Source organism: Pseudomonas sp. HP_08, from assembly GCF_055284095.1.
This window is the reverse complement of the sequence record NZ_JBTOQC010000012.1, coordinates 23,878-42,336: the sequence shown is the minus strand read 5'-3', so window position 1 is coordinate 42,336 and position 18,459 is coordinate 23,878. Positions and strand designations below refer to the sequence as shown.

Here is an 18,459-nt window from a genome sequence, read left to right as displayed (position 1 = left end):
ACACGCCCCCTTTTATGGAGGGCGTTGCAGGTGATAGAGACAGGTGTGGTTGAATCAGACGAACAGGCTGATGGCGCCGGTCAGCAAGGCCAGAACAGTAATCACCAGCGAGGTGAGCACCGCCCACTTGACCGTGGCCTTCTGGAAGTCGCCGATGTCGCGGTCGACCATGCCGACCAGCAACAGCGTCGAGGCCACCAGCGGGCTCATCAGGTGGACCGGCTGACCCAGAATCGAAGCGCGGGCGATTTCCAGCGGCGAGATGCCGTAGGCGGCGGCAGCGTTGGCCAGGATCGGCACCACGCCGAAATAGTATGCGTCGTTGGACAGCACGAAGGTCAGCGGCATGCTGGTGATCGCCACCACCAGCGGGAACAGGTGGCCCCACGACGGCGGAATCCACTCGACCAGGGTTTGCGCCATGGCGTCGACCATCTTGGTGCCGGAGAAGATCCCGGCGAAGATACCGGCGGCAAACACCAGCAGCACCACGGTCATGGCGTTGCCCGAATGGGCGAGGATGCGCTCTTTCTGAATGTCCAGCTGCGGGTAGTTGATCATCAGCGCGATGACGAAGCCGATCAGGAACAGGATCGCCGAGTGCATGACGCCCATCACCAGCGCGACCATCACCGCGATTACCAGCGCCAGGTTGACATAGGCCAGTTTCGGACGCTTGTGCGGCGTGTCGCCGAGAATCTCGTTGATGTAGCAGTCACCACCGCCGCTTTGCAGCTGGATATTGCCAATGCGCTTGCGCTCGGCACGCCCCAGCAGAAAGGCGGTGAACACCACCCACATCGCGCCGCCGATCATGGTCGGCAACAGCGGCACGAAGTACTCGCCGGCATCCAGGCCCAAGGCCGCAATGGCGCGGGTCGCAGGCCCGCCCCACGGGGTCATGCCGCTCATGATGCTCAGCGACAGCATGGCAATGGTCGCCAGGATCATCGGGTTCATGCCGATGCGCTTGTACAGCGGCAGCATCGCCGCGCAGGTGATCATGTAAGTGGTGGTGCCGTCACCGTCGAGGGCGACCACCAGCGACAGCAGTGCGGTGCCGATGGCGATTTTCATCGGGTCGCCATTGACGCGCTTGAGGATCTTGCGGATCAGCGGGTCGAACAGACCGGCATCGATCATCAGGCCGAAGAACAGGATGGCAAACAGCAACAATGCCGCCGAGGGCGCGACCATTTTCAGGCCGTCGAGCATCATCTTGCCGGTGGTCGGGGCAAAGCCGCCGATCACCGCGAACACGATTGGCACCAGGGTCAGGGCGACGATGGGCGACAGGCGTTTACTCATGATCAGGTAGGTGAACACCACGACCATGGCCAGGCCAAGGAGTGCGAGCATAGTGAGTTCTCTTGTTGTTATTGGCAGATTGGCCGGCACGCAGGCGCACGGTCCCCTGGGCGCCGGGCTTCCCGATGACGGGAGCCCGGCGCAGACGTTTGCGAAAAGGTTTGGGGTAAAGCGGTTTAGCTGTGCCTGGTCACCGGTGTGGTGTCCCAGGCCTCATCCGTCGTACTGACTGGCGTGACCTTACCGTTCAGCGCGTCCTGCAAGACCTGGCGGTCGCAGCCTTTTTCCGAGATCGCAATGACCACGGTGGCCACCGCGTTACTGGCCAGGCTGGTCAGGGCGCGGGCTTCGGACATGAAACGGTCGATGCCGATCAGCAACGCCAGGCCCGCCAGCGGGATGTCGTGGATCACCGTCAGGGTCGAGGCCAGCGCCACGAATCCGCTGCCGGTGACGCCTGCGGCGCCTTTGGACGACAGGAGCATGATCGCCAGCATGGTGATCACCTGGCCGGCACTGAGGTCGATGTTGCACGCCTGGGCAATGAAGATCGCTGCCAGCGACAGGTAGATCGCCGTGCCGTCGAGGTTGAACGAGTAGCCGGTGGGCAACACCAGGCCGACGATGCTCTTCTTGCAGCCCAGCGCCTGGAGTTTTTCCAGCATGCGCGGCATCACCGGTTCCGTCGACGAGGTGCCCAGCACCACCAGGAATTCTTCACGGAAATAGCGCAGCAGTTTCCACAGGCTGAAGCCATGAGCCCGGCAGATGCTGCCCAGCACCACGAAGACAAAGAAGCCGCAGGCGATGTACAGGGTCATGATCAGCTTGGCCAGCGACCCCAGTGAGGTGATGCCGTACTGGCCCACGGTAAAGGCCAGGGCACCGAACGCACCGATCGGGGCGAAGCGCATCAGGTAGGCGAAGATCTTGAAGACCATGTGCGACGCCGATTCCAGCACTGCCAGCACCGGTTTGCCGCGCTCGCCCAGCGACGACAGCGCAAAGCCGCTGAGTACGGCGATGAACAACACCGGCAACACTTCACCCTTGTTGAACGCACCCACGAATGTCTCGGGGATGATGTGCATGAAGAACTCGACCACGCTCAACTTCGCTGCCGAGTCGGTGTATTGCGACAAGCCCTTGGTGCTCAACTGGCTGGGGTCGATGTTCATGCCGCTGCCCGGCTGGAACAGGTACACCGCGCCCAGGCCGATGAACAGGCTGATCACCGTCAACCCGAGAAACAGCAGCATGGTCTTGCTCAGCAGGCGACCGAGCGAGCGTTTGTCGCTCATGCCGGCGATGCCGGTGACGATGGTGCAGAACACCACCGGCGCAATCATCATCTTGATCAGCTTGATGAATGCATCACCCAGTGGCTTCAGGGCAACGGCCTGCTGGGCCCAGAAGTGCCCGACGAGCACGCCCAGAATCACGGCGCAGACAATCTGGAAGTAGAGCGATTTAACAACTTTCATGGCATCACCCATTTTTAGAATTGTGCTGATGCGAAACCGTACTGACCGCGGTTAACCGGCCAGACGGTGCGAAACAGGTGCGTAGACAAAACCCGAGAACAGCCGGCGCGCGGTGCGTACCACAGAGGCACGGATGGTTTCGCCGTTTTCACCGATGTACGACAGGACCACGTCAATGCCGCCGCTTGGGTGTTCGATGCGTACACGCTGCAAACGCGGCTCACTGCCAGTGCCCAGCAATTGGGCGACCACGCTGCCGGGGCTGACGCAGGCAGTGGCCAGACCGATCGAGCCGGTAATGGCCAGCGCCCGGTGGCAGTTGTGCGGCATGAAATACCGCACCGACACCGTGCCGTCGGCAAACGGCCTGGAGACCAGCACCGGCTTGGGAATCACCTTGTTGCTGACATCGCCCAGGCCCATGGCCAGGCCCGCTTGCAGGCGCAGGCTTTCCAGGCGCTTGAGGAAGGCTTTGTCGCCATCGAGTTGCGCCGGGGTTTCATCGCCACGCTTGCCCAGCTGGCTGGCTTCGATCAGCAGCATCGGCATGGCCATGTCGATGCAGGTCACCGGGATGCCGTCGATCAGATCCTGCGTGTTGCCGGTAGGAAACAGCTTGCCGGTCTTGCTGCCCGCCGCATCCAGAAAGGTCAGTTGCACAGGCGCCGCCGTGCCGGGCACGCCATCGATGGCGGTGTCGCCTTCGTAGCTGACGATGCCGTTGGGGGTTTGCACCTCGGAATTGACGAAGGTGCCGGTGTTGAGGTTGCGAATGCGCACCAGGGTCTGATCGCCCTTGGTCTTGACCAGGCCTTGCTCGATGGCGAAAGGCCCGACGGCGCAGAGCATGTTGCCGCAGTTGGGGGCGGTGTCCACACGGCGCTCGGCGACCATGACCTGGACGAACAAGTAGTCGACATCGGCATCGGCATGCAACGAAGGGCTGACAATCGCCACCTTGCTGGTTTGCGGGCTGCCGCCGCCGATGCCGTCGATTTCCAGTTCGTGGCCCGAGCCCATCAGGTTGAGCAGCAGTTCGTCACGTTCTTCGATGGCAGTCGGCAAGTCCCAGGCCAGGAACACAGGCCCTTTGGAGGTGCCGCCACGCATGAGTACACACGGAATTCGTTGCATGACCTTAACTCTTGCTAATCAATCGGGGTTTTTGATGTTCTTTGAGCAAGAGTGTCAGGGAAGTTGCAGGCATTCAAATGCAAAGATCAGAGTGATTATTGCGATACATGCATGATTGATTTACTGTGAGCCACGCCCCGCCAGTGCGCTTACACATCGAGGTAAAAACATGGAATACGAGCTCCAGGACATCCGATCTTTCGTGAAAATCGCCGAACTGGGCAGTTTCCACGAAGCCGCAGACGCACTTCACTTGTCGCAACCGGCGCTCAGCCGACGCATCAAGAAGCTGGAAGAAGGACTGGGCACCACCTTGCTTGACCGCACGACCCGTAAGGTCAGCCTGACCAGTGTCGGGCGGGACTTTTTACCCAAGGCACGGCGGCTGCTGGATGACTTCGACGATTCGATCCTGAATATTCGCGAGCTTGCCGAACGCCAGGTCGGCCAGGTGACCCTGGCGTGTATTCCGACGGCAGCGTTCTACTTTTTGCCCTCGGTGATCCGCCTGTACAACGAGCGCTACCCGAAAATCCGCATCCGCCTGCTCGACCTCAGCGCCAACGAAGGCCTGGAAGCGGTGCTGCGTGGCGAAGCGGATTTCGGCATCAACATGATGAGCGGCCAGCACCCCGACATCGAGTTCGTGCCGCTGGTCAACGAGCCCTTCGTACTGGCCTGCCGACGCGACCATGAACTGGCCAGCCGTGCCTCAGTCACCTGGTCGGAACTCAGTGATTACCGGCTGATCGGCGTCGGACGCCTGAGCGGCAATCGCATGCTGCTCGACCACGCGCTGTCCGGCCTGAGCTGGCGCCCGCAGTGGTTTTATGAGGTGCAACACTTGTCGACGTCATTGGGCATGGTCGAGGCCGGCCTTGGCGTTTCGGCCATGCCCAGCCTGGCCATGCCGGCCGCCGACCACCCGACGCTGGTGAGCATTCCGCTCAGCGACCCGGTGGTCAACCGTACACTGGGGCTGGTGTATCGACGCGGTGCGTCGCTGTCGCCGGCGGCAGAGAAATTCGTGTCGATTCTATTGGAGCAGTGGCCGCATTGAGGCCGTAGACGGGGCGTGTGCCCCGTTACGAGTGAAGCTCAGAGGCCGGTGCAGCGGTTGAATGCCGGTAGCCCTGGCCTTCCAGCAGCATCTCTTTGGACCTGTCGAGAAAATCGCTGATCAACCAGGGTTTGGGCATGAAGCAGGCATGCGGCGGCAGCTCATCCGGCCTGATCATCTGATGGCCGGAGGTCACCAGCACAGGGATATGCGGCCAGCGATCGGCAATCAGCCAGGCCAGCTCGAAACCGTTTATCTTGCCTGGCATTTTGATGTCAGTGATCACCAGGCCAATATCGGTCATACGCTCCAGAACGCGCAGTGCCTCATCGGCGTTGGGGGCGCCAACGGCATTGATCTCACCCAGTTCCAGAATCTCCTGGGCCAGTTCCAGCAGGACCGGCTCATCCTCCACGACCAAGACTAACTGTTCCATGGTATTGGCTCCTTTTGGTTGTTACGTCTATGAGAGGGAAAGCAACAGTAGGTTCCGGGATTCTTACGAGTGGTTTGTCATGCCGGTGCAGCACACCCGATGGGCGCACACCCTTACAATGATGCCGGGCTGCAAAGTGGGAACATTCAACGGATGGTTCAACTCAACGCCCACAAAGGTACCCAGGTATGCGCCCTACCCCGTCAACCACACTGCTGGCCAGCGTCTTGCTGCTGCCTTTGACCGCTATTTCAAGCCTGGCGCCGGCACAGCCGCGCCCGCCGGTTGAAGCCCAGGTACCCGGCTATTTTCGCGTGGCGGTCGGGGACTATGAAGTCACCTCCCTGTTCGACGGTTACAACGACCTGTCGCCACGCCTGCTGCTGAACATGGAACAGAGCAAGATCCGCGCCTTGCTGGCCCGTCAGGCGATCAACACGCCCAATGTGCAAACCACCTTCAACGCCTTTCTGGTCAATACCGGCACGCACACGGTGCTGATCGACACCGGCGCCGGCCGTTGCATCGGCGACACCGCCGGCAATCTGGTCGCCAACATGCGCGCAGCCGGTTATGAGCCCGAGCAGGTCGACAGCATCTTTCTGACCCACCTGCATCTGGACCATGTGTGCGGACTGGTGGATGGCAACGGCAAGGCTGTGTTTGCCAGGGCCACGGTCTACGCCGCCAAAGCCGAAGCCGATTACTGGCTGGATGAAGCGGCAAGCGCAAAACTGCCGGAGAAATCGCGCGAAGGTTTTACCATCGCCCAGCGCTCTGTCGCGCCTTACCGCGCTGAAGGCCGGTTCAAGACATTCGTACCGCCCGCCTCGCCGCTGCCTGAATTGCAGACGCAATGGGTGCCGGGCCACACGCCGGGCAGCACCGCCTATTCCCTGAATTCCAAGGGGCAGCGCATGGTGTTCATTGGCGACATGATTCACAACGCAGCGGTGCAGTTCGATCATCCTGAAGTGGCGATCCGCTTCGACACCGACCCGAAAAAGGCCGTCAGCACCCGGGAAAGTGCATTCGCGCTATTGGCCAAAGAGGGCAGCTGGGTCGCGGCGGCGCACCTGCCGTTTCCGGGGGTTGGGCACATCACCAGCGACGAGAAGCGCTTCCATTGGGTGCCGGCCGCGTATGGGCCTTATCGTCGCGCCGATAACGTCCCGGTTCTTGAATAATCGCCGTCGCAGGCTGATGCCCGGCGTCACCGGCACAGCACACTTGCCAAATCCCCCGACAGACCAGAAAATGAGATTCATTATCAGATAAGCCCTTCTTCTCAGGTTTCAGCCATGTCCTCTGTCGACCTTACGCAACAACAGGCCGTGCACAGCCTCTACACCGACCACCATTCCTGGCTGTGCGGCTGGTTGCGCAAGCGTCTGGGTTGCGTCGACCATGCGGCGGACCTGGCCCAGGACACGTTCATCAGGGTGCTGACCCAGCGCAGCGCGCCGCAGTTGCGCGAGCCGCGCGCGTACCTGAGCACCATTGCGCGCAGCCTGATGATCGACATGTTCCGCCGTCGTGCGCTGGAACAGGCGTATCTCGAAACCCTGGCGGCGCGGCCCGAAGCGCTGGATATCTCGCCTGAAACACGCTTTCTGATCATTGAAACCCTGCTCGAAATCGACCAGTTGCTCGATGGCCTCGGTAGCCGCACCCGCGAGATTTTCCTGATGTCGCAGCTCGATGGCCTGAGCTACGTCGAGATCGCCCGGCAACTGGAGGTCTCGGTCAACACGGTGAAAAAGCATGCGGTACGCGCCTTGATGCACTGCCTGCTGGCCACCGAGGAGTAACGTGTGAAGGTCGATCACGCCACCCTTGAGGCTGCGGCGCGCTGGTACGTTGATTTGCGTTGCGACGATCTCGACGAGAGCACCCGCGAGGCGCATCGGCGCTGGCTTGACGGCGCGCCGGGCAATCGCCTGGCGTGGGAGCGGCTGACGCACATGCAGGAGCGCTTCGAGCGGGTCGGTTGCGGCATTGCCCGCCCGACCCTGAGCAACGCCCGCGCCAAGCGCCGCGAAGTGCTCAAGGTGTTGTCGTTGCTGATCGCCGCCGGCGCTGGCGGCACCCTGGCCTGGCGCACTACGCCACTGCCGACGCTGATGGCCGACCAGCGCACGGGCGTCGGCGAGCGCCGGGGCCTGCGTCTGGAAGACGGCAGCCAGTTGCACCTCAATACCGCCACGGCGGTGAATATCCGCTACAGCGCCAGCTTGCGCGAGGTGCAGGTGCTGCGCGGCGAAATTCTTGTTGAAACCGCGCGCGACACGCAGGGTCGGCCCTTTGTGGTGCACACCCGCGAAGGCAGCATTCGGGCGCTGGGCACGCGCTTTACCGTGCGCCATGAACAGGACACCACCCGCGTCTGCGTGCTGGAACATGCGGTAGAAGTGCGCACCGCCTCAATGAGCCCGGCGCTGCGCGTCAGTGCCGGCCAGCAACTGCTGTTCCGTCAGGACCAGTTGGGCAATGTGCAACCGGCCAGCCTGCAGGCCGACGCCTGGAGCCGGGGCTTGCTGGTGGTCGACGACTGGCGCCTGAGTGAGGTGATCGCCGAGTTGCAGCGTTATCGCTCAGGGTATCTGGGGTGCGATCCAGCGGTCGCGAGGCTGCGCATTTCCGGGGCCTTTAACCTCGCCAACATCGACACCGTCCTGGAAAACCTGTCTTCCACCCTGCCCGTGCGCGTCCAGCATTTCAGCCGCTACTGGACCCGTGTAACACCGGCCTGAAAATAATTTATGTTCAGGTGTTGTCGATTCCGATTCTCGTTCGACTTGGTAGAGATAGGCGCAATAGACGCCACCATCACTGCCACTTGGGCGATTAAGGAAACGGTATGTCCGCAGCAACGATTGGAAAACCTCAAACACTGGCCAGCGCCGTGCGCCGGGCGGTGCTCGGCCTGGCCCTGGGCATGCCCCTGGCCGCTGTCATGGTGGCGCAGCCCGCCTGGGCGCAAACCGCCGCAGAAACCCGTTTCGACATCCCCGCAGGCCCGGTAAACAGCGCGCTGGCGCAGTTTTCAGCGGTCACCGGCGTCACTGTTTCGTTCGACCCGGCAATCGCCCGTGGGCAACGGTCTGCCGGCTTGAGCGGCAGCTACACCGTCGACGCCGCCTTGCGCCAGCTATTGGCCGGCAGCAAGTTGCAGCCGGTGCAACTGGCCAATGGCAGCTACTCGCTGATCAAGCTGGTCGAGGGCACCGTGCAACTGGACCCCACCCCTATTTCAGGCCGTACCGTTGAGCCGGCTGCCGGCCCGGTCGAAGGCTATGTCGCCACCCGCAGCAGTGCCGGCACCAAGACCGACACGCCGCTGATCGAGGTGCCGCAGTCGATCTCGGTGATCACCCGCCAGCAGATGCAGGCCCAGGGCGCGCAAACGGTCACCGATGCGCTGCGTTATGTGCCGGGCGTCAAGGTCGAGGCCTATGGCCTGGACCCCAAGGGTTTTGACTGGCTGTACATTCGCGGCTTCAACGGCCAGGCCAGCAGCGACTACCTCAACGGCCTGCGCCAGCAGAACAACAGCTATGCGTTTTACCGCAGCGAACCTTATGCCTTCGACCGCATCGACGTGGTGCGCGGCCCGGCCTCCAGCCTGTTCGGCCAGGGCGATGCCGGCGGTATCGTCAACCGGGTCAGCAAAAAGCCTGAAGCCAATCACGTCAACGAAGTGCAGCTCACCGGCGGCAACCATGACCGCCTGCAAGGCCAGTTCGATATCGGCGGCGCGTTGAACAACGACCAGACCCTGCTGTACCGCGTGGTCGGCCTGGCGCGTGAAGCCAATACCCAGGTGGACTACGCCGACGGCCATGAGCTGAACGACGACCGCCTGTACATCGCGCCCTCCTTGACCTGGGCGCCGGACGAAGACACCAGCCTGACGTTGCTCAGCGACTTCACCCGCGATAAAAACGGTGGCTCGCTGTTCGCCTACAGCACACCGACCGGCCACACCACCAATGTGCTGATGGGTGACCACAGCTTCAACCACCTGGACCAGGAGCAATACAGCTTCGGCTACGAGTTCCGCCACCGCCTGGACGACACCTGGGAATTCCGCCAGAACGCCCGTTATGGCCAGGTCGATGTGATCTTCCAGAACCTGCTGCCCGCCGACGTTGATGTCAGCACCGGCAACGTGACGCGCATCGCCGACCGCTTCGACCAGCACATGAACACCTTCAACCTCGACAACCAGTTGCAGGCCGATTTTGCCACTGGCCCGCTGACCCACAAGCTGCTGATGGGCGTCGACTACACCTGGCAAGAGGCCGATATCACCCGCTGGCGGATTCGGGCACCGAACCTGAATATCTACGCGCCGCAGTACGGCCAGGCCATTACCCGCCCCTCATCGGCCAATAGCCTGAGCTCGATCAACTACGACCAGACCATCGAGCAGGTCGGCGCGTATGTGCAGGACCAGATCAAGTTCGACGATCACTGGATCCTGACGGCGGGCGGTCGCTATGACTATGTGCGCAACGACTTCGACAACCATGTCGGCGCCTCGACCAACCAGAAGGACAATGCCTTCACCGGCCGTCTGGGCCTGACTTACCTCACCGACACAGGCCTGGCGCCGTACATCAGCTACGCCGAGTCGTTTACGCCCAACTCCGGCACCGACCGCAACGCCAATGCGTTTGACCCCAGCGAAGCGCGGCAGTGGGAAGTTGGGGTGAAGTACCAGCCAAGCGACGCGATCCTGATGACCCTGGCGGCTTACGACCTGACCAAGACCAATGTGCTGACCACCGAGATCATCAACGGCGTCAACACCGGCTTCACCGTGGCCTCCGGCGAGCAGCAATCGCGCGGTATCGAGGCAGAGTTGAAGGCGCGCCTGGACCAGAACTGGGATTTGATTGCGTCCTACACCCTGACCCGCGCCGAGATCACCAAGAGCAACCGCGGCGACGAAGGCAAGCGCCCGGCCAACGTGCCCAAGCACATGGCCTCGACCTGGCTGAACTACACCTTCCACGACAGCGTGCTCAACGGCCTGAGCCTGGGCGCCGGCGCACGCTACACCGGCGTGTTGTATGGCGACAACGGCAACACCTATCACATCGACAACTACACCCTGTTCGATGCCGGCGCCAGCTACGCACTGAACAAGAACGTGACGCTGTCGGTGAACGCGCAAAACCTGCTGGACACCGAGTATGTGGCGACCTGCGATGACTCTTACGAGTGCTACCCCGGCATGCGCCGCACACTGCTGACCAGCGTCAAGTATTCGTGGTGATGAAGCCGTAGGATCGGCCGGGCAGAGTGCGGGGCGGCGATTTCGTCACGCGTCCCCGATAAGAGCTCACTCTCATCAAACATGCTGATTACTGACATTCGTAGCAACTGTGTTCTCAAGCCAAATGCGCGTCAGCCTTCAAGGCTTCGCGCATTCTGGCCTTGATACCGAGTACGACAAAAGCCTTGTAGGAGCGAGCACCAGCTCGCGAAAGGGCCAGTCAAATCAGCACATTTGCGGTGACTGCACCTTCGCATTCGCGAGCTTGCGCTCGTTCCTACGAATTTTGGGTTGGCATCGATACCGAGTACGACACAAATCTTGTAGGAGCGAGCGCAGCTCGCGAAAGGGCCAGTGAAATCAGCACATTTGCGGTGAATCCACCTTCGCATTCGCGAGCTTGCGCTCTCTCCTACGGATTTTGGGTTGGCATCGATACCGAGTACGACACAAATCTTGTAGGAGCGAGCGTAGCTCGCGAAAGGGCCAGTGAAATCAGCACATTTGCGTGGACTGCACCTTCGTATTCGCGAGCTTGCGCTCGCTCCTACGGATTTTGGGTTGGCCTTGATACTGAGCACGACACAAATTGCGTAGGAGCGAGCGCCAGCTCGCGAAAGGGCCAGTGAAATCAGCACATCTGGAGTGACTGCACCTTTGCATTCGCGATGCTTAAGGCGCGGCCACCCGCCTCACTCCTGCGTCCTGAACGATCCAGAGTTGAATCAGCGCCTCACGCCCAGTCTTTCAGCTTGCTGGTTTTGCCAATACCGGGGTTGCAGCTATTGGTGGGGTCCAGCGCATGGAAGTGTTGCTGATGCGCTTCGGAGGCGTGGTACAGGTGGCCGATATTGTGTTCCGCCGGGTACCTGGCACCGCGCTGGTTTAGCAGCTCAAGCACCGCCGCCTTGAACTGCGCACCGTCGACACCGGGTTTGAGGATGTAATCCTGGTGATTGACCAGGCAAAAGAAGTGTCCGCAGCAGCTTTGCTCCTGAACCTGCGCGGCCAGTGCCGGCGGCAGCTGAATGGTCCATTGATCGTCATTGCGCCGTAGCGCCACATCCAGCGAGATCAGCCGGCTATCGCCGTCGATGCCGTAATAATCGCAATAGAACACCGGCGTGCCCCCCACCGCGAAGCGGATCAGGAAGGCATCGGCCTGTTCGGTTTCGCTGCAATGGAACCAGTCACCGCTTTTTTGCGCGAAAAACCCTGACAGCAGCGTATTCAATTGCGGGGTATCGGCGCGGTCGACCTTGATCATCAGGTGGTGTTCGAAACGCTGGTGAAATTCCATCAAGCGCGGCGCCACATTGGCCGGCACCAGCCGGTTGCCCCACTGGATCAGGCGATCGACCATGTTCGCCGGCAGTAACTTCAGGCGCCGGACCTGAGCATCCCAACGCGCTTTTTTCTGCATCAACCCCGGCAATGCCGCCGGCCCCAGGCGTTTGATCGACAGGTACATGTGCCGTGCGTAGCGCAGGGTCAAACGAAAGGCGCTGCGGTCGATGTACTCGGCCTGAATCGGCAGGTGGTCGAGGTTTTCGATCAGAAAGCGCCGCAGTTGCAGCAGCTCGCGCTCGTCATTTGTGCCGATATAGAAGGTGTCTTGCGCCGTCACCGCCGCAAACGTGGCCAGGCGTACCGCGAAGACGATGACCTTGCCCGCACACCCCAAACTCTCGTGCAGGTACTGAGGGTTGCCGTTGAAGCGCGTCGGGGTCGGCGCGTCGACATCCTTGATCACGGCGTAATAATCGTCGGCCCAGATTTTACCGGCCCAATCGCTGGCGGTGCCGGTGCTGTACGTACCCGCTTCAAGGTTGCCGATGATCTGCTCGGGCGTATCGCCCAGCTCGATGCCCAGATGGTTGATCAGCTCCAGCGAGCCGTCTTCGTTGATACGCGCAAACAGTGACTTTTCGGTAAACGCGGGGCCTCGTTGCAACAGCGAGCCACCGGAGTTATTGCAGATACCGCCCACCACGGAGGCACCGATGCAGGACGAGCCGATCACCGAGTGCGGCTCGCGGCCATAAGGCTTCAGGCCGTCTTCCAGCTCAGTCAGCGAACTGCCGGGAAAGGCGATGATCTGCCGGGCATCATCGATCACTTTCATGCCTTTTATCTTGCGCGTGCTGATGATTACGACCGGTCGGTCGTAATCATCACCGTGCGGCGTCGAGCCACCGGTGACTCCGGTATTGGCCGCCTGCATGAGGATGATCACGCCCTCCTCCTGGCAGATTTTCAGCACCTGCCACAACTGCATCAGGGTCTGCGGCAGCACCACGGCCAGGGCCTCGCCACGACCGTAGCGAAAGCCTTTGCAGTAGTAGTTTTTCTGGTAGGGATCGGTGATCAGATGGTCATTGCCGACCTGCTCGCCCAAGCGTTGTAGCGTTAACGACTGCGGCATGGAATCGAACCTTAGGTTGCTTATAGTTGTGATTGCAAATAGTTGGAGTCTAGTGGGGTTTACGCATCGCGACTAATGACCAATTCCCATAAATCGATAACTGAAGGCTATCGACAAGCGGCTTGACATTATGTGTAGCGCTCACTATAGAATATGCAATCTTTAGCGATCACTACAGATTAACAGCCATCAGGAGCCCCACCATGAGCAACCCCACCTACGTTCAGGAATACAACGCCATCGTCGTAGTGCTGAACCAGTACAACGAAGGCGGCAAGCAGGCCGACAGCAGCCTGATGAAACCGGCATTCAGCGAGCAGGCGACAATCTTCGGTGTCGATGCTGATAACAAGCTCACCGGCGGGCCGATTCAAGGACTGTTCGACATCATCGACAGCGCGTTTCGCCCCTCCCCTGAAGCCCAGGGCGCAATCGTCAACATCGACATCGTTGGCAGCGCCGCCAGCGCACGCATCGACACCAATGACATCTCCGGCTTCTGCTTCACCGACTTCTTCAACCTGCTGAAAGTCGAAGGTCGCTGGACCGTGGTCAGCAAGATCTATCACACCCACGTCGTGCCTTGAGGAACCCACTCATGAACAAGGTCTTTATCGTCGGCGGTGCCGGCAAGGTCGGGCGGCGCCTTGCGCAGCAACTGGCCGAACGCGGGCACGAACCCAGGTCGCTGTTTCGTCACGCCGAACAGGCCGCACAACTGAAAGCGCTCGGCGCTACACCGATTGCCGGCAGCCTGCTCGACCTGAACAGCGACGCGCTGGCGCAGTTGATGGCCGGCAGCGATGCCGTGGTCTTTTCGGCGGGTGCCGGTGGTAAGGGCGGCCCGGAAATGACCGATGCCATTGATGGTCGCGGTCTGGAGCTTGCCGTAGCGGCTGCCAAAGCGGCGGGCGTGCAACGCTTCGTGCTGGTCTCGGCGTTTCCCGAGGCCTCGCGGGGCACAACGGTGTCCGAGACCTTCGAGAACTACATGGCGGTGAAAAAGCAGGCCGATGTGCACCTGGCCGAGTCCGGTCTGGATTGGGTCATCGTGCGCCCCGGCACGCTGCTCGACACACCGGGCACCGGCAAGGTCCGCGCCGGGCTCGCCATCCCTTACGGCGAGGTGAGCCGCGACGACGTTGCCAGCGCCTTGCTTGAAATCATCGAACACCCTGGCGTGACCCGCACCCTCATCGAACTGACCCAGGGCGACACGCCGGTGGCCGAGGCCATTGCGCGCCTCGAACGGCCTTATTGAATTCATAAATGGCTAAGCGGCCAGGCCGCAGCCATTTTTTTCTGATCATTTTTTAGACGACTGGTCTATTCAGGTTTGATTACGCATGACTGACAACAGCACCCGCACCGACTTGTTCACCCCCGTCAACCTGGGCGCCCTCGCGCTCACCAACCGGATCGTGATGGCGCCGGTGACCCGCAGCCGCTACACAGAAGATGGCATTCCCGATGCGCTGCACGCGCTGTATTACGCGCAACGGGCCAGCGCCGGGCTGATCATCGCGGAGGCGACCAATATTTCCGCGCAAGGCCGTGGCTATGCCGCCACACCCGGTATCTGGAGTGATGAACAGGTGGCCGGCTGGAAAAAAGTCACCGATGCCGTACACGCGGCAGGCGGCAAAATCGTCAGCCAGCTCTGGCATGTGGGGCGCTTCTCCAGCGTGGAGTTACAGCCCGACGGCGCAGCGCCAGTGGCGCCTTCGGCCATTCAGGCCGAGGGCAATACCTACACCGTCGATGGCTTTGTCCCGGTGTCGATGCCCCGTGCGCTCGAGACAGACGAGATTCCCGGCATCATCGAGCAGTACCGGCGCGCGGCTGAAAACGCCAAGCGCGCAGGTTTCGACGGCGTTGAGGTGCACTCGGCCAACAGCTACCTGCTGGATCAGTTCCTGCGCGACTCGACCAACCAGCGTACCGATCAGTACGGCGGCTCGATCGAGAACCGTGCGCGCCTGACCCTGGAAGTCACCCAGGCGATCGTCGATATCTGGGGGCCTGAGCGGGTCGGTATTCGCCTGTCGCCGGTCACTCCCGATGCCGGCAATACACCGCCCGACAGCAATGTAATGGCGATGTACGGCTATCTGATCCAGCAACTCAACGCCTTCAACCTGGCTTACCTGCACTTCGTCGAAGGCGCCACCGCCACCTCGCGCGAAGTACCGGCAGGCGTGGACATGGATGCATTGAGTGCGCAGTTCAACGGGCCTTTCATTGGCAACAATAACTACGACCTCGACATGGCCATCGAACGCCGCGCACAGGGCAGGATCGACGCGGTGGCCTTTGGTCGTCTGTTCATCGCCAACCCCGATCTGGTCGAGCGCCTGCGCCGTGGCGCCGAGCTGACCATTGCCCCGCGTGAGAGCTACTACGGCGGCGGTGCCAAGGGCTACACCGACTGGCCGCTGGGCAACTACTGATCAATCCCCCGTCAAACACAGAGAAGCCTCATGAATTATCTGCACAACAAAACCGCGATCATTACCGGCGCCTCGTCAGGCCTGGGCGCCGCCTCGGCGCGCGCCCTGTCGGCCAAAGGCGTGCGCGTGGTTGCCGCCGCGCTGGATCAGGAAGGCCTGGAGGCGATGGTCAGCGAACTGCAAGCCAGCGGCGCGCAAGCCGTAGGCCGTGTCAGCGATGTCACCCGGCTCGACGATATGAAAGCCTTGGCTCAGTTCGCTCAGGACACGTTTGGCTCGGTGGACATCCTGATCAACAACGCCGGCCTGATGCTGTTTTCCAACTGGGTAGACCTGGCGACCGATGACTGGGAAAAAATGATCAACGTCAATATCAAGGGCTACCTGAACGCAATTGCCGGGGTGCTGCCGTTCATGTTGAAGCAAGGCAGTGGCCAGATTCTCAATATGGACTCGGTGGCCGGTCATCAGGTAGGTCCTGCTGCCGGTGTCTACAGTTCGACCAAGTTCTTTGTACAGGCCATGACCGAGTCGATGCGCAAGGAACTGGGCGTGCACCATGGTATTCGCGTCAACACCATCAGTCCGGGTGTGATCAATACCGGCTGGGCCGACAAGGTCACTGATCCTGCCGGGCGCAAGGCGGCCCAGGAACTGAACAGGATTGCCATCGCACCCGAAGACATTGGCAATGCCGTGGTTTATGCCTTGAATCAGCCCGCCAACGTCACCGTCAACGATCTGATCATTTCGCCGACTCGCCAGGACTGGTAACCGGCGAATAAAGAAAAGCCCGCACACCACAGCTTTCAAGTGGTGTGCGGGCCTTTTTACCTCGACAAACACAGGCCTCGTCGGTGGCGGCTCGAAGAAGCCGTTTTGTGTATCATCGACGCCTGTATTTCCAGGCAATCAGTTCCATGACCGATCCCCACTCCTCCTCTGTTTCCCGCAGCAAGGGACGCCCTCGCGCCTTTGACCGCGACCAGGCCTTGCTTCAGGCACTGGCCGTGTTCTGGAAGCGCGGGTACGAGCCGGCCTCGGTTGCCGAGTTGTGCACCGCGATGGGCATCAACCCGCCCAGCCTGTACGCGGCCTTTGGCAACAAGGCCAGGCTGTTTCTGGAAGCGGTCGCTCACTACGAAACCACCTTCTGGGACTCCACCTGGGAGCGTATGGACAGCGAACCTGACGTGGTCTCTGCCATTGGCAACTTCTTCCACACCTCAGCCTCGATCCTGACCGAGACCGAGGCGCCCTGTGGCTGCATGGTGGTGCTGGCGGCTGTAAACGTGTCCGACGATGCCACAGAAGTCACCGCCGCCCTCAAGGCCTTGCGCCAGGAAGGCCGCGATTACTTGCAACAGCGCCTGGATCGCGCGGTTGCCGACGGCCAGTTGCAGGCGCAAACCAACACCCGCCTGCTCGCCTCGGCGTTTAATACCCTGCTGGAGGGCATGTCGCTGCAGGCCCACGACGGTGCAAGCCGTGAAGACCTGCAGGGCATCGGCGCCAGCGCCGTGGCCATGCTGGCGCCGGCACTGGCCTCATAACCGCCAGGCTTTACAGGTTCTTGACCGGTGTTGCCGGCAACAACTCGACCCTCTCCCAGCGGGCGATGACCAACGGTGCAATCGCATTGCCCAGCACATTCAGTGTGGTCGTGCCGCTGTCGATCACGCGGAAGATACCGGCAATCAGCGCGACGCCTTCCAGTGGCAGCCCGGCCGAGGCCAGGGTGGCCGAAAGAATGATGATCGCGAACCCCGGCACCCCGGCCGCGCCCTTGGAGGTCAGGACCATGGTCACCACCAGCAGGATCTGCTGCGACAGCGACAGGTCGATGCCATACAGCTGCGCGACAAAGATCGTCGCCACGCCCAGAAAGATCGACGCGCCATCCAGATTGAAGGCATAGCCCACCGGCACCACGAAACTGACAATGCGCCGAGGCACGCCGTACGCTTCCAGCTTGTTCATCAACTGCGGCATGACCGCTGCCGACGCGGCACTGGAAAACGCCAGGATCAACTCGTTACGGAAGTACTTGATCAACTTGAAGATGTTTTCACCCAACAAGTAGCAAATACCGCCCAGAACCACCAGGGCGAACACTATCAACGCCAGGTACACCACCCCGATCAACTTGAGCAGTGGCAATAACGAGGCGAATCCAAAGGTGGCGACGGTCGCGCCGATCATGCCGAAGACACCGATCGGCGCATAGGCCATGACAAAACTGACCACTTTGAACATTGCATCGGAAATGCCCTGTATCACCGCAATCACCGGCGCGCTCTTTTCTCGCGGCAGTGCATTGAGCGCCATGCCGAACAACACCGAGAAGAACAGAATCGACAGCAGTTTCGCCTCGCTCATGGCGACGAAAATATTATCGGGCACAATATTCTGCACAATCACCAGTGCGCCCTTCGACGGCTCGGTCTTCAATACAGCGGCGGTGTGAGCAATGCCGGATATGTCCGTAGCGGCACCCGGTTCGAACAGATTGGCGAAACACAGACCCAGCACAATCGCCAGGCTGGTAATGGCGAAGAAGTAAGCCAGCGACTTGGCGCCCATGCGCCCAAACGACTTGTTATCGCCGCCACCGGCAATGCCCAGAATCATGCAACAAAAAACAATCGGCACTACGACCAACTTCATCATCTTGATAAAGATATCGCCCAGTGGTTTGAGGATCTCTGCACTGACCCACTGTTGATAATCCGGATGAGTATTCAAGTACCCACCGACGAGCACGCCAAGCAATAGCCCGGCAACGATTTGCCAAACCAGGGGAATACGTTTCATGTCTAGTCTTCTTGTTGGAGGGGAATAGCTGCGTTAAAGGCAGTGGCTAGATCGAAATAAAAAG

At 60.8% G+C, this 18,459-nt stretch carries 16 protein-coding genes; 10 read left to right on the top strand and 6 right to left on the bottom strand.

What is annotated here, in order from left to right; translation table 11 throughout:
• Nucleotides 1-54: 54 nt before the first annotated feature.
• The 3 genes from ACYAS9_RS11850 to ACYAS9_RS11840 all read right to left on the bottom strand — a co-directional run bounded on the left by ACYAS9_RS11850 (nt 55) and on the right by ACYAS9_RS11840 (nt 3,926).
• Nucleotides 55-1,359 (bottom strand): CitMHS family transporter, encoded by a 1,305-nt coding sequence (locus ACYAS9_RS11850; protein WP_463568488.1) that lies wholly within the window; start codon nt 1,357-1,359, stop codon nt 55-57.
• A 125-nt stretch (nt 1,360-1,484) separates the two neighbouring features.
• Nucleotides 1,485-2,804 carry a dicarboxylate/amino acid:cation symporter gene (locus ACYAS9_RS11845; protein WP_463568487.1) on the bottom strand — a complete coding sequence of 440 codons (1,320 nt, stop codon included), beginning with the start codon at nt 2,802-2,804 and terminating at the stop codon, nt 1,485-1,487.
• Between the two features lie 39 nt (nt 2,805-2,843).
• Nucleotides 2,844-3,926 carry a 4-oxalomesaconate tautomerase gene (locus ACYAS9_RS11840; protein ID WP_463568486.1) on the bottom strand — a complete coding sequence of 361 codons (1,083 nt, stop codon included), beginning with the start codon at nt 3,924-3,926 and terminating at the stop codon, nt 2,844-2,846.
• A gap of 169 nt (nt 3,927-4,095) precedes the next feature.
• Here ACYAS9_RS11840 and ACYAS9_RS11835 point away from each other — a divergent pair, with 169 nt between their 5' ends.
• Nucleotides 4,096-4,986 (top strand): LysR family transcriptional regulator, encoded by an 891-nt coding sequence (locus ACYAS9_RS11835; protein WP_463568485.1) that lies wholly within the window; start codon nt 4,096-4,098, stop codon nt 4,984-4,986.
• A gap of 25 nt (nt 4,987-5,011) precedes the next feature.
• Here the strand turns inward: ACYAS9_RS11835 and ACYAS9_RS11830 are convergent, their stop codons facing one another.
• Nucleotides 5,012-5,422, bottom strand: coding sequence for a response regulator (locus tag ACYAS9_RS11830; protein WP_463568484.1), 411 nt, complete (start codon nt 5,420-5,422; stop codon nt 5,012-5,014).
• 188 nt (nt 5,423-5,610) lie between these two features.
• Here ACYAS9_RS11830 and ACYAS9_RS11825 point away from each other — a divergent pair, with 188 nt between their 5' ends.
• From ACYAS9_RS11825 to ACYAS9_RS11810, 4 genes are all read left to right on the top strand, one after another.
• Nucleotides 5,611-6,609 (top strand): MBL fold metallo-hydrolase, encoded by a 999-nt coding sequence (locus ACYAS9_RS11825; protein ID WP_463568483.1) that lies wholly within the window; start codon nt 5,611-5,613, stop codon nt 6,607-6,609.
• Nucleotides 6,610-6,723: 114 nt separating this feature from the next.
• A complete protein-coding gene (locus tag ACYAS9_RS11820) occupies nt 6,724-7,233 on the top strand; it encodes a sigma-70 family RNA polymerase sigma factor (protein ID WP_463568482.1) in 510 nt (169 codons plus the stop codon).
• Between the two features lie 3 nt (nt 7,234-7,236).
• Nucleotides 7,237-8,175: a FecR domain-containing protein gene (locus tag ACYAS9_RS11815; RefSeq protein WP_463568481.1), complete on the top strand. Its 939-nt coding sequence runs from the start codon at nt 7,237-7,239 to the stop codon at nt 8,173-8,175.
• Between the two features lie 107 nt (nt 8,176-8,282).
• Nucleotides 8,283-10,706 (top strand): TonB-dependent siderophore receptor, encoded by a 2,424-nt coding sequence (locus ACYAS9_RS11810; protein ID WP_463568480.1) that lies wholly within the window; start codon nt 8,283-8,285, stop codon nt 10,704-10,706.
• Between the two features lie 733 nt (nt 10,707-11,439).
• On the opposite strand, the gene dld is transcribed toward ACYAS9_RS11810, so the two are convergent.
• The gene (gene dld, locus ACYAS9_RS11805) at nt 11,440-13,131 is read right to left on the bottom strand and encodes a D-lactate dehydrogenase (RefSeq protein WP_463568479.1); all 1,692 of its coding nucleotides are present in this window, start codon (nt 13,129-13,131) and stop codon (nt 11,440-11,442) included.
• 203 nt (nt 13,132-13,334) lie between these two features.
• On the opposite strand from dld, the gene ACYAS9_RS11800 reads away from it, so the two are divergent.
• The 5 genes from ACYAS9_RS11800 to ACYAS9_RS11780 all read left to right on the top strand — a co-directional run bounded on the left by ACYAS9_RS11800 (nt 13,335) and on the right by ACYAS9_RS11780 (nt 17,134).
• Nucleotides 13,335-13,718, top strand: coding sequence for a nuclear transport factor 2 family protein (locus ACYAS9_RS11800; protein ID WP_463568478.1), 384 nt, complete (start codon nt 13,335-13,337; stop codon nt 13,716-13,718).
• 11 nt (nt 13,719-13,729) lie between these two features.
• On the top strand, nt 13,730-14,392 hold the full coding sequence (locus tag ACYAS9_RS11795; protein WP_463568477.1) for an SDR family oxidoreductase: 663 nt from the start codon (nt 13,730-13,732) through the stop codon (nt 14,390-14,392).
• A gap of 85 nt (nt 14,393-14,477) precedes the next feature.
• Entirely contained in the window at nt 14,478-15,581 is a 1,104-nt protein-coding gene (locus ACYAS9_RS11790; protein WP_463568476.1) for an alkene reductase, read from the top strand.
• Between the two features lie 30 nt (nt 15,582-15,611).
• The gene (locus tag ACYAS9_RS11785; RefSeq protein ID WP_463568475.1) at nt 15,612-16,355 is read left to right on the top strand and encodes an SDR family oxidoreductase; all 744 of its coding nucleotides are present in this window, start codon (nt 15,612-15,614) and stop codon (nt 16,353-16,355) included.
• A gap of 146 nt (nt 16,356-16,501) precedes the next feature.
• Nucleotides 16,502-17,134, top strand: coding sequence for a TetR/AcrR family transcriptional regulator (locus ACYAS9_RS11780; RefSeq protein WP_463568474.1), 633 nt, complete (start codon nt 16,502-16,504; stop codon nt 17,132-17,134).
• Nucleotides 17,135-17,144: 10 nt separating this feature from the next.
• On the opposite strand, the gene ACYAS9_RS11775 is transcribed toward ACYAS9_RS11780, so the two are convergent.
• On the bottom strand, nt 17,145-18,395 hold the full coding sequence (locus ACYAS9_RS11775) for a cation:dicarboxylate symporter family transporter (RefSeq protein ID WP_463568473.1): 1,251 nt from the start codon (nt 18,393-18,395) through the stop codon (nt 17,145-17,147).
• Nucleotides 18,396-18,459: the final 64 nt, after the last annotated feature.

Coding starts and splice junctions, on each gene's coding strand:
- ACYAS9_RS11850 (WP_463568488.1), bottom strand. CDS start 1,359: ATGCTCGCACTCCTTGGCCTGGCCATGGTCGTGGTGTTCACCTACCTG.
- ACYAS9_RS11845 (WP_463568487.1), bottom strand. CDS start 2,804: ATGGGTGATGCCATGAAAGTTGTTAAATCGCTCTACTTCCAGATTGTC.
- ACYAS9_RS11840 (WP_463568486.1), bottom strand. CDS start 3,926: ATGCAACGAATTCCGTGTGTACTCATGCGTGGCGGCACCTCCAAAGGG.
- ACYAS9_RS11835 (WP_463568485.1), top strand. CDS start 4,096: ATGGAATACGAGCTCCAGGACATCCGATCTTTCGTGAAAATCGCCGAA.
- ACYAS9_RS11830 (WP_463568484.1), bottom strand. CDS start 5,422: ATGGAACAGTTAGTCTTGGTCGTGGAGGATGAGCCGGTCCTGCTGGAA.
- ACYAS9_RS11825 (WP_463568483.1), top strand. CDS start 5,611: ATGCGCCCTACCCCGTCAACCACACTGCTGGCCAGCGTCTTGCTGCTG.
- ACYAS9_RS11820 (WP_463568482.1), top strand. CDS start 6,724: ATGTCCTCTGTCGACCTTACGCAACAACAGGCCGTGCACAGCCTCTAC.
- ACYAS9_RS11810 (WP_463568480.1), top strand. CDS start 8,283: ATGTCCGCAGCAACGATTGGAAAACCTCAAACACTGGCCAGCGCCGTG.
- dld (WP_463568479.1), bottom strand. CDS start 13,131: ATGCCGCAGTCGTTAACGCTACAACGCTTGGGCGAGCAGGTCGGCAAT.
- ACYAS9_RS11800 (WP_463568478.1), top strand. CDS start 13,335: ATGAGCAACCCCACCTACGTTCAGGAATACAACGCCATCGTCGTAGTG.
- ACYAS9_RS11795 (WP_463568477.1), top strand. CDS start 13,730: ATGAACAAGGTCTTTATCGTCGGCGGTGCCGGCAAGGTCGGGCGGCGC.
- ACYAS9_RS11790 (WP_463568476.1), top strand. CDS start 14,478: ATGACTGACAACAGCACCCGCACCGACTTGTTCACCCCCGTCAACCTG.
- ACYAS9_RS11785 (WP_463568475.1), top strand. CDS start 15,612: ATGAATTATCTGCACAACAAAACCGCGATCATTACCGGCGCCTCGTCA.
- ACYAS9_RS11780 (WP_463568474.1), top strand. CDS start 16,502: ATGACCGATCCCCACTCCTCCTCTGTTTCCCGCAGCAAGGGACGCCCT.
- ACYAS9_RS11775 (WP_463568473.1), bottom strand. CDS start 18,395: ATGAAACGTATTCCCCTGGTTTGGCAAATCGTTGCCGGGCTATTGCTT.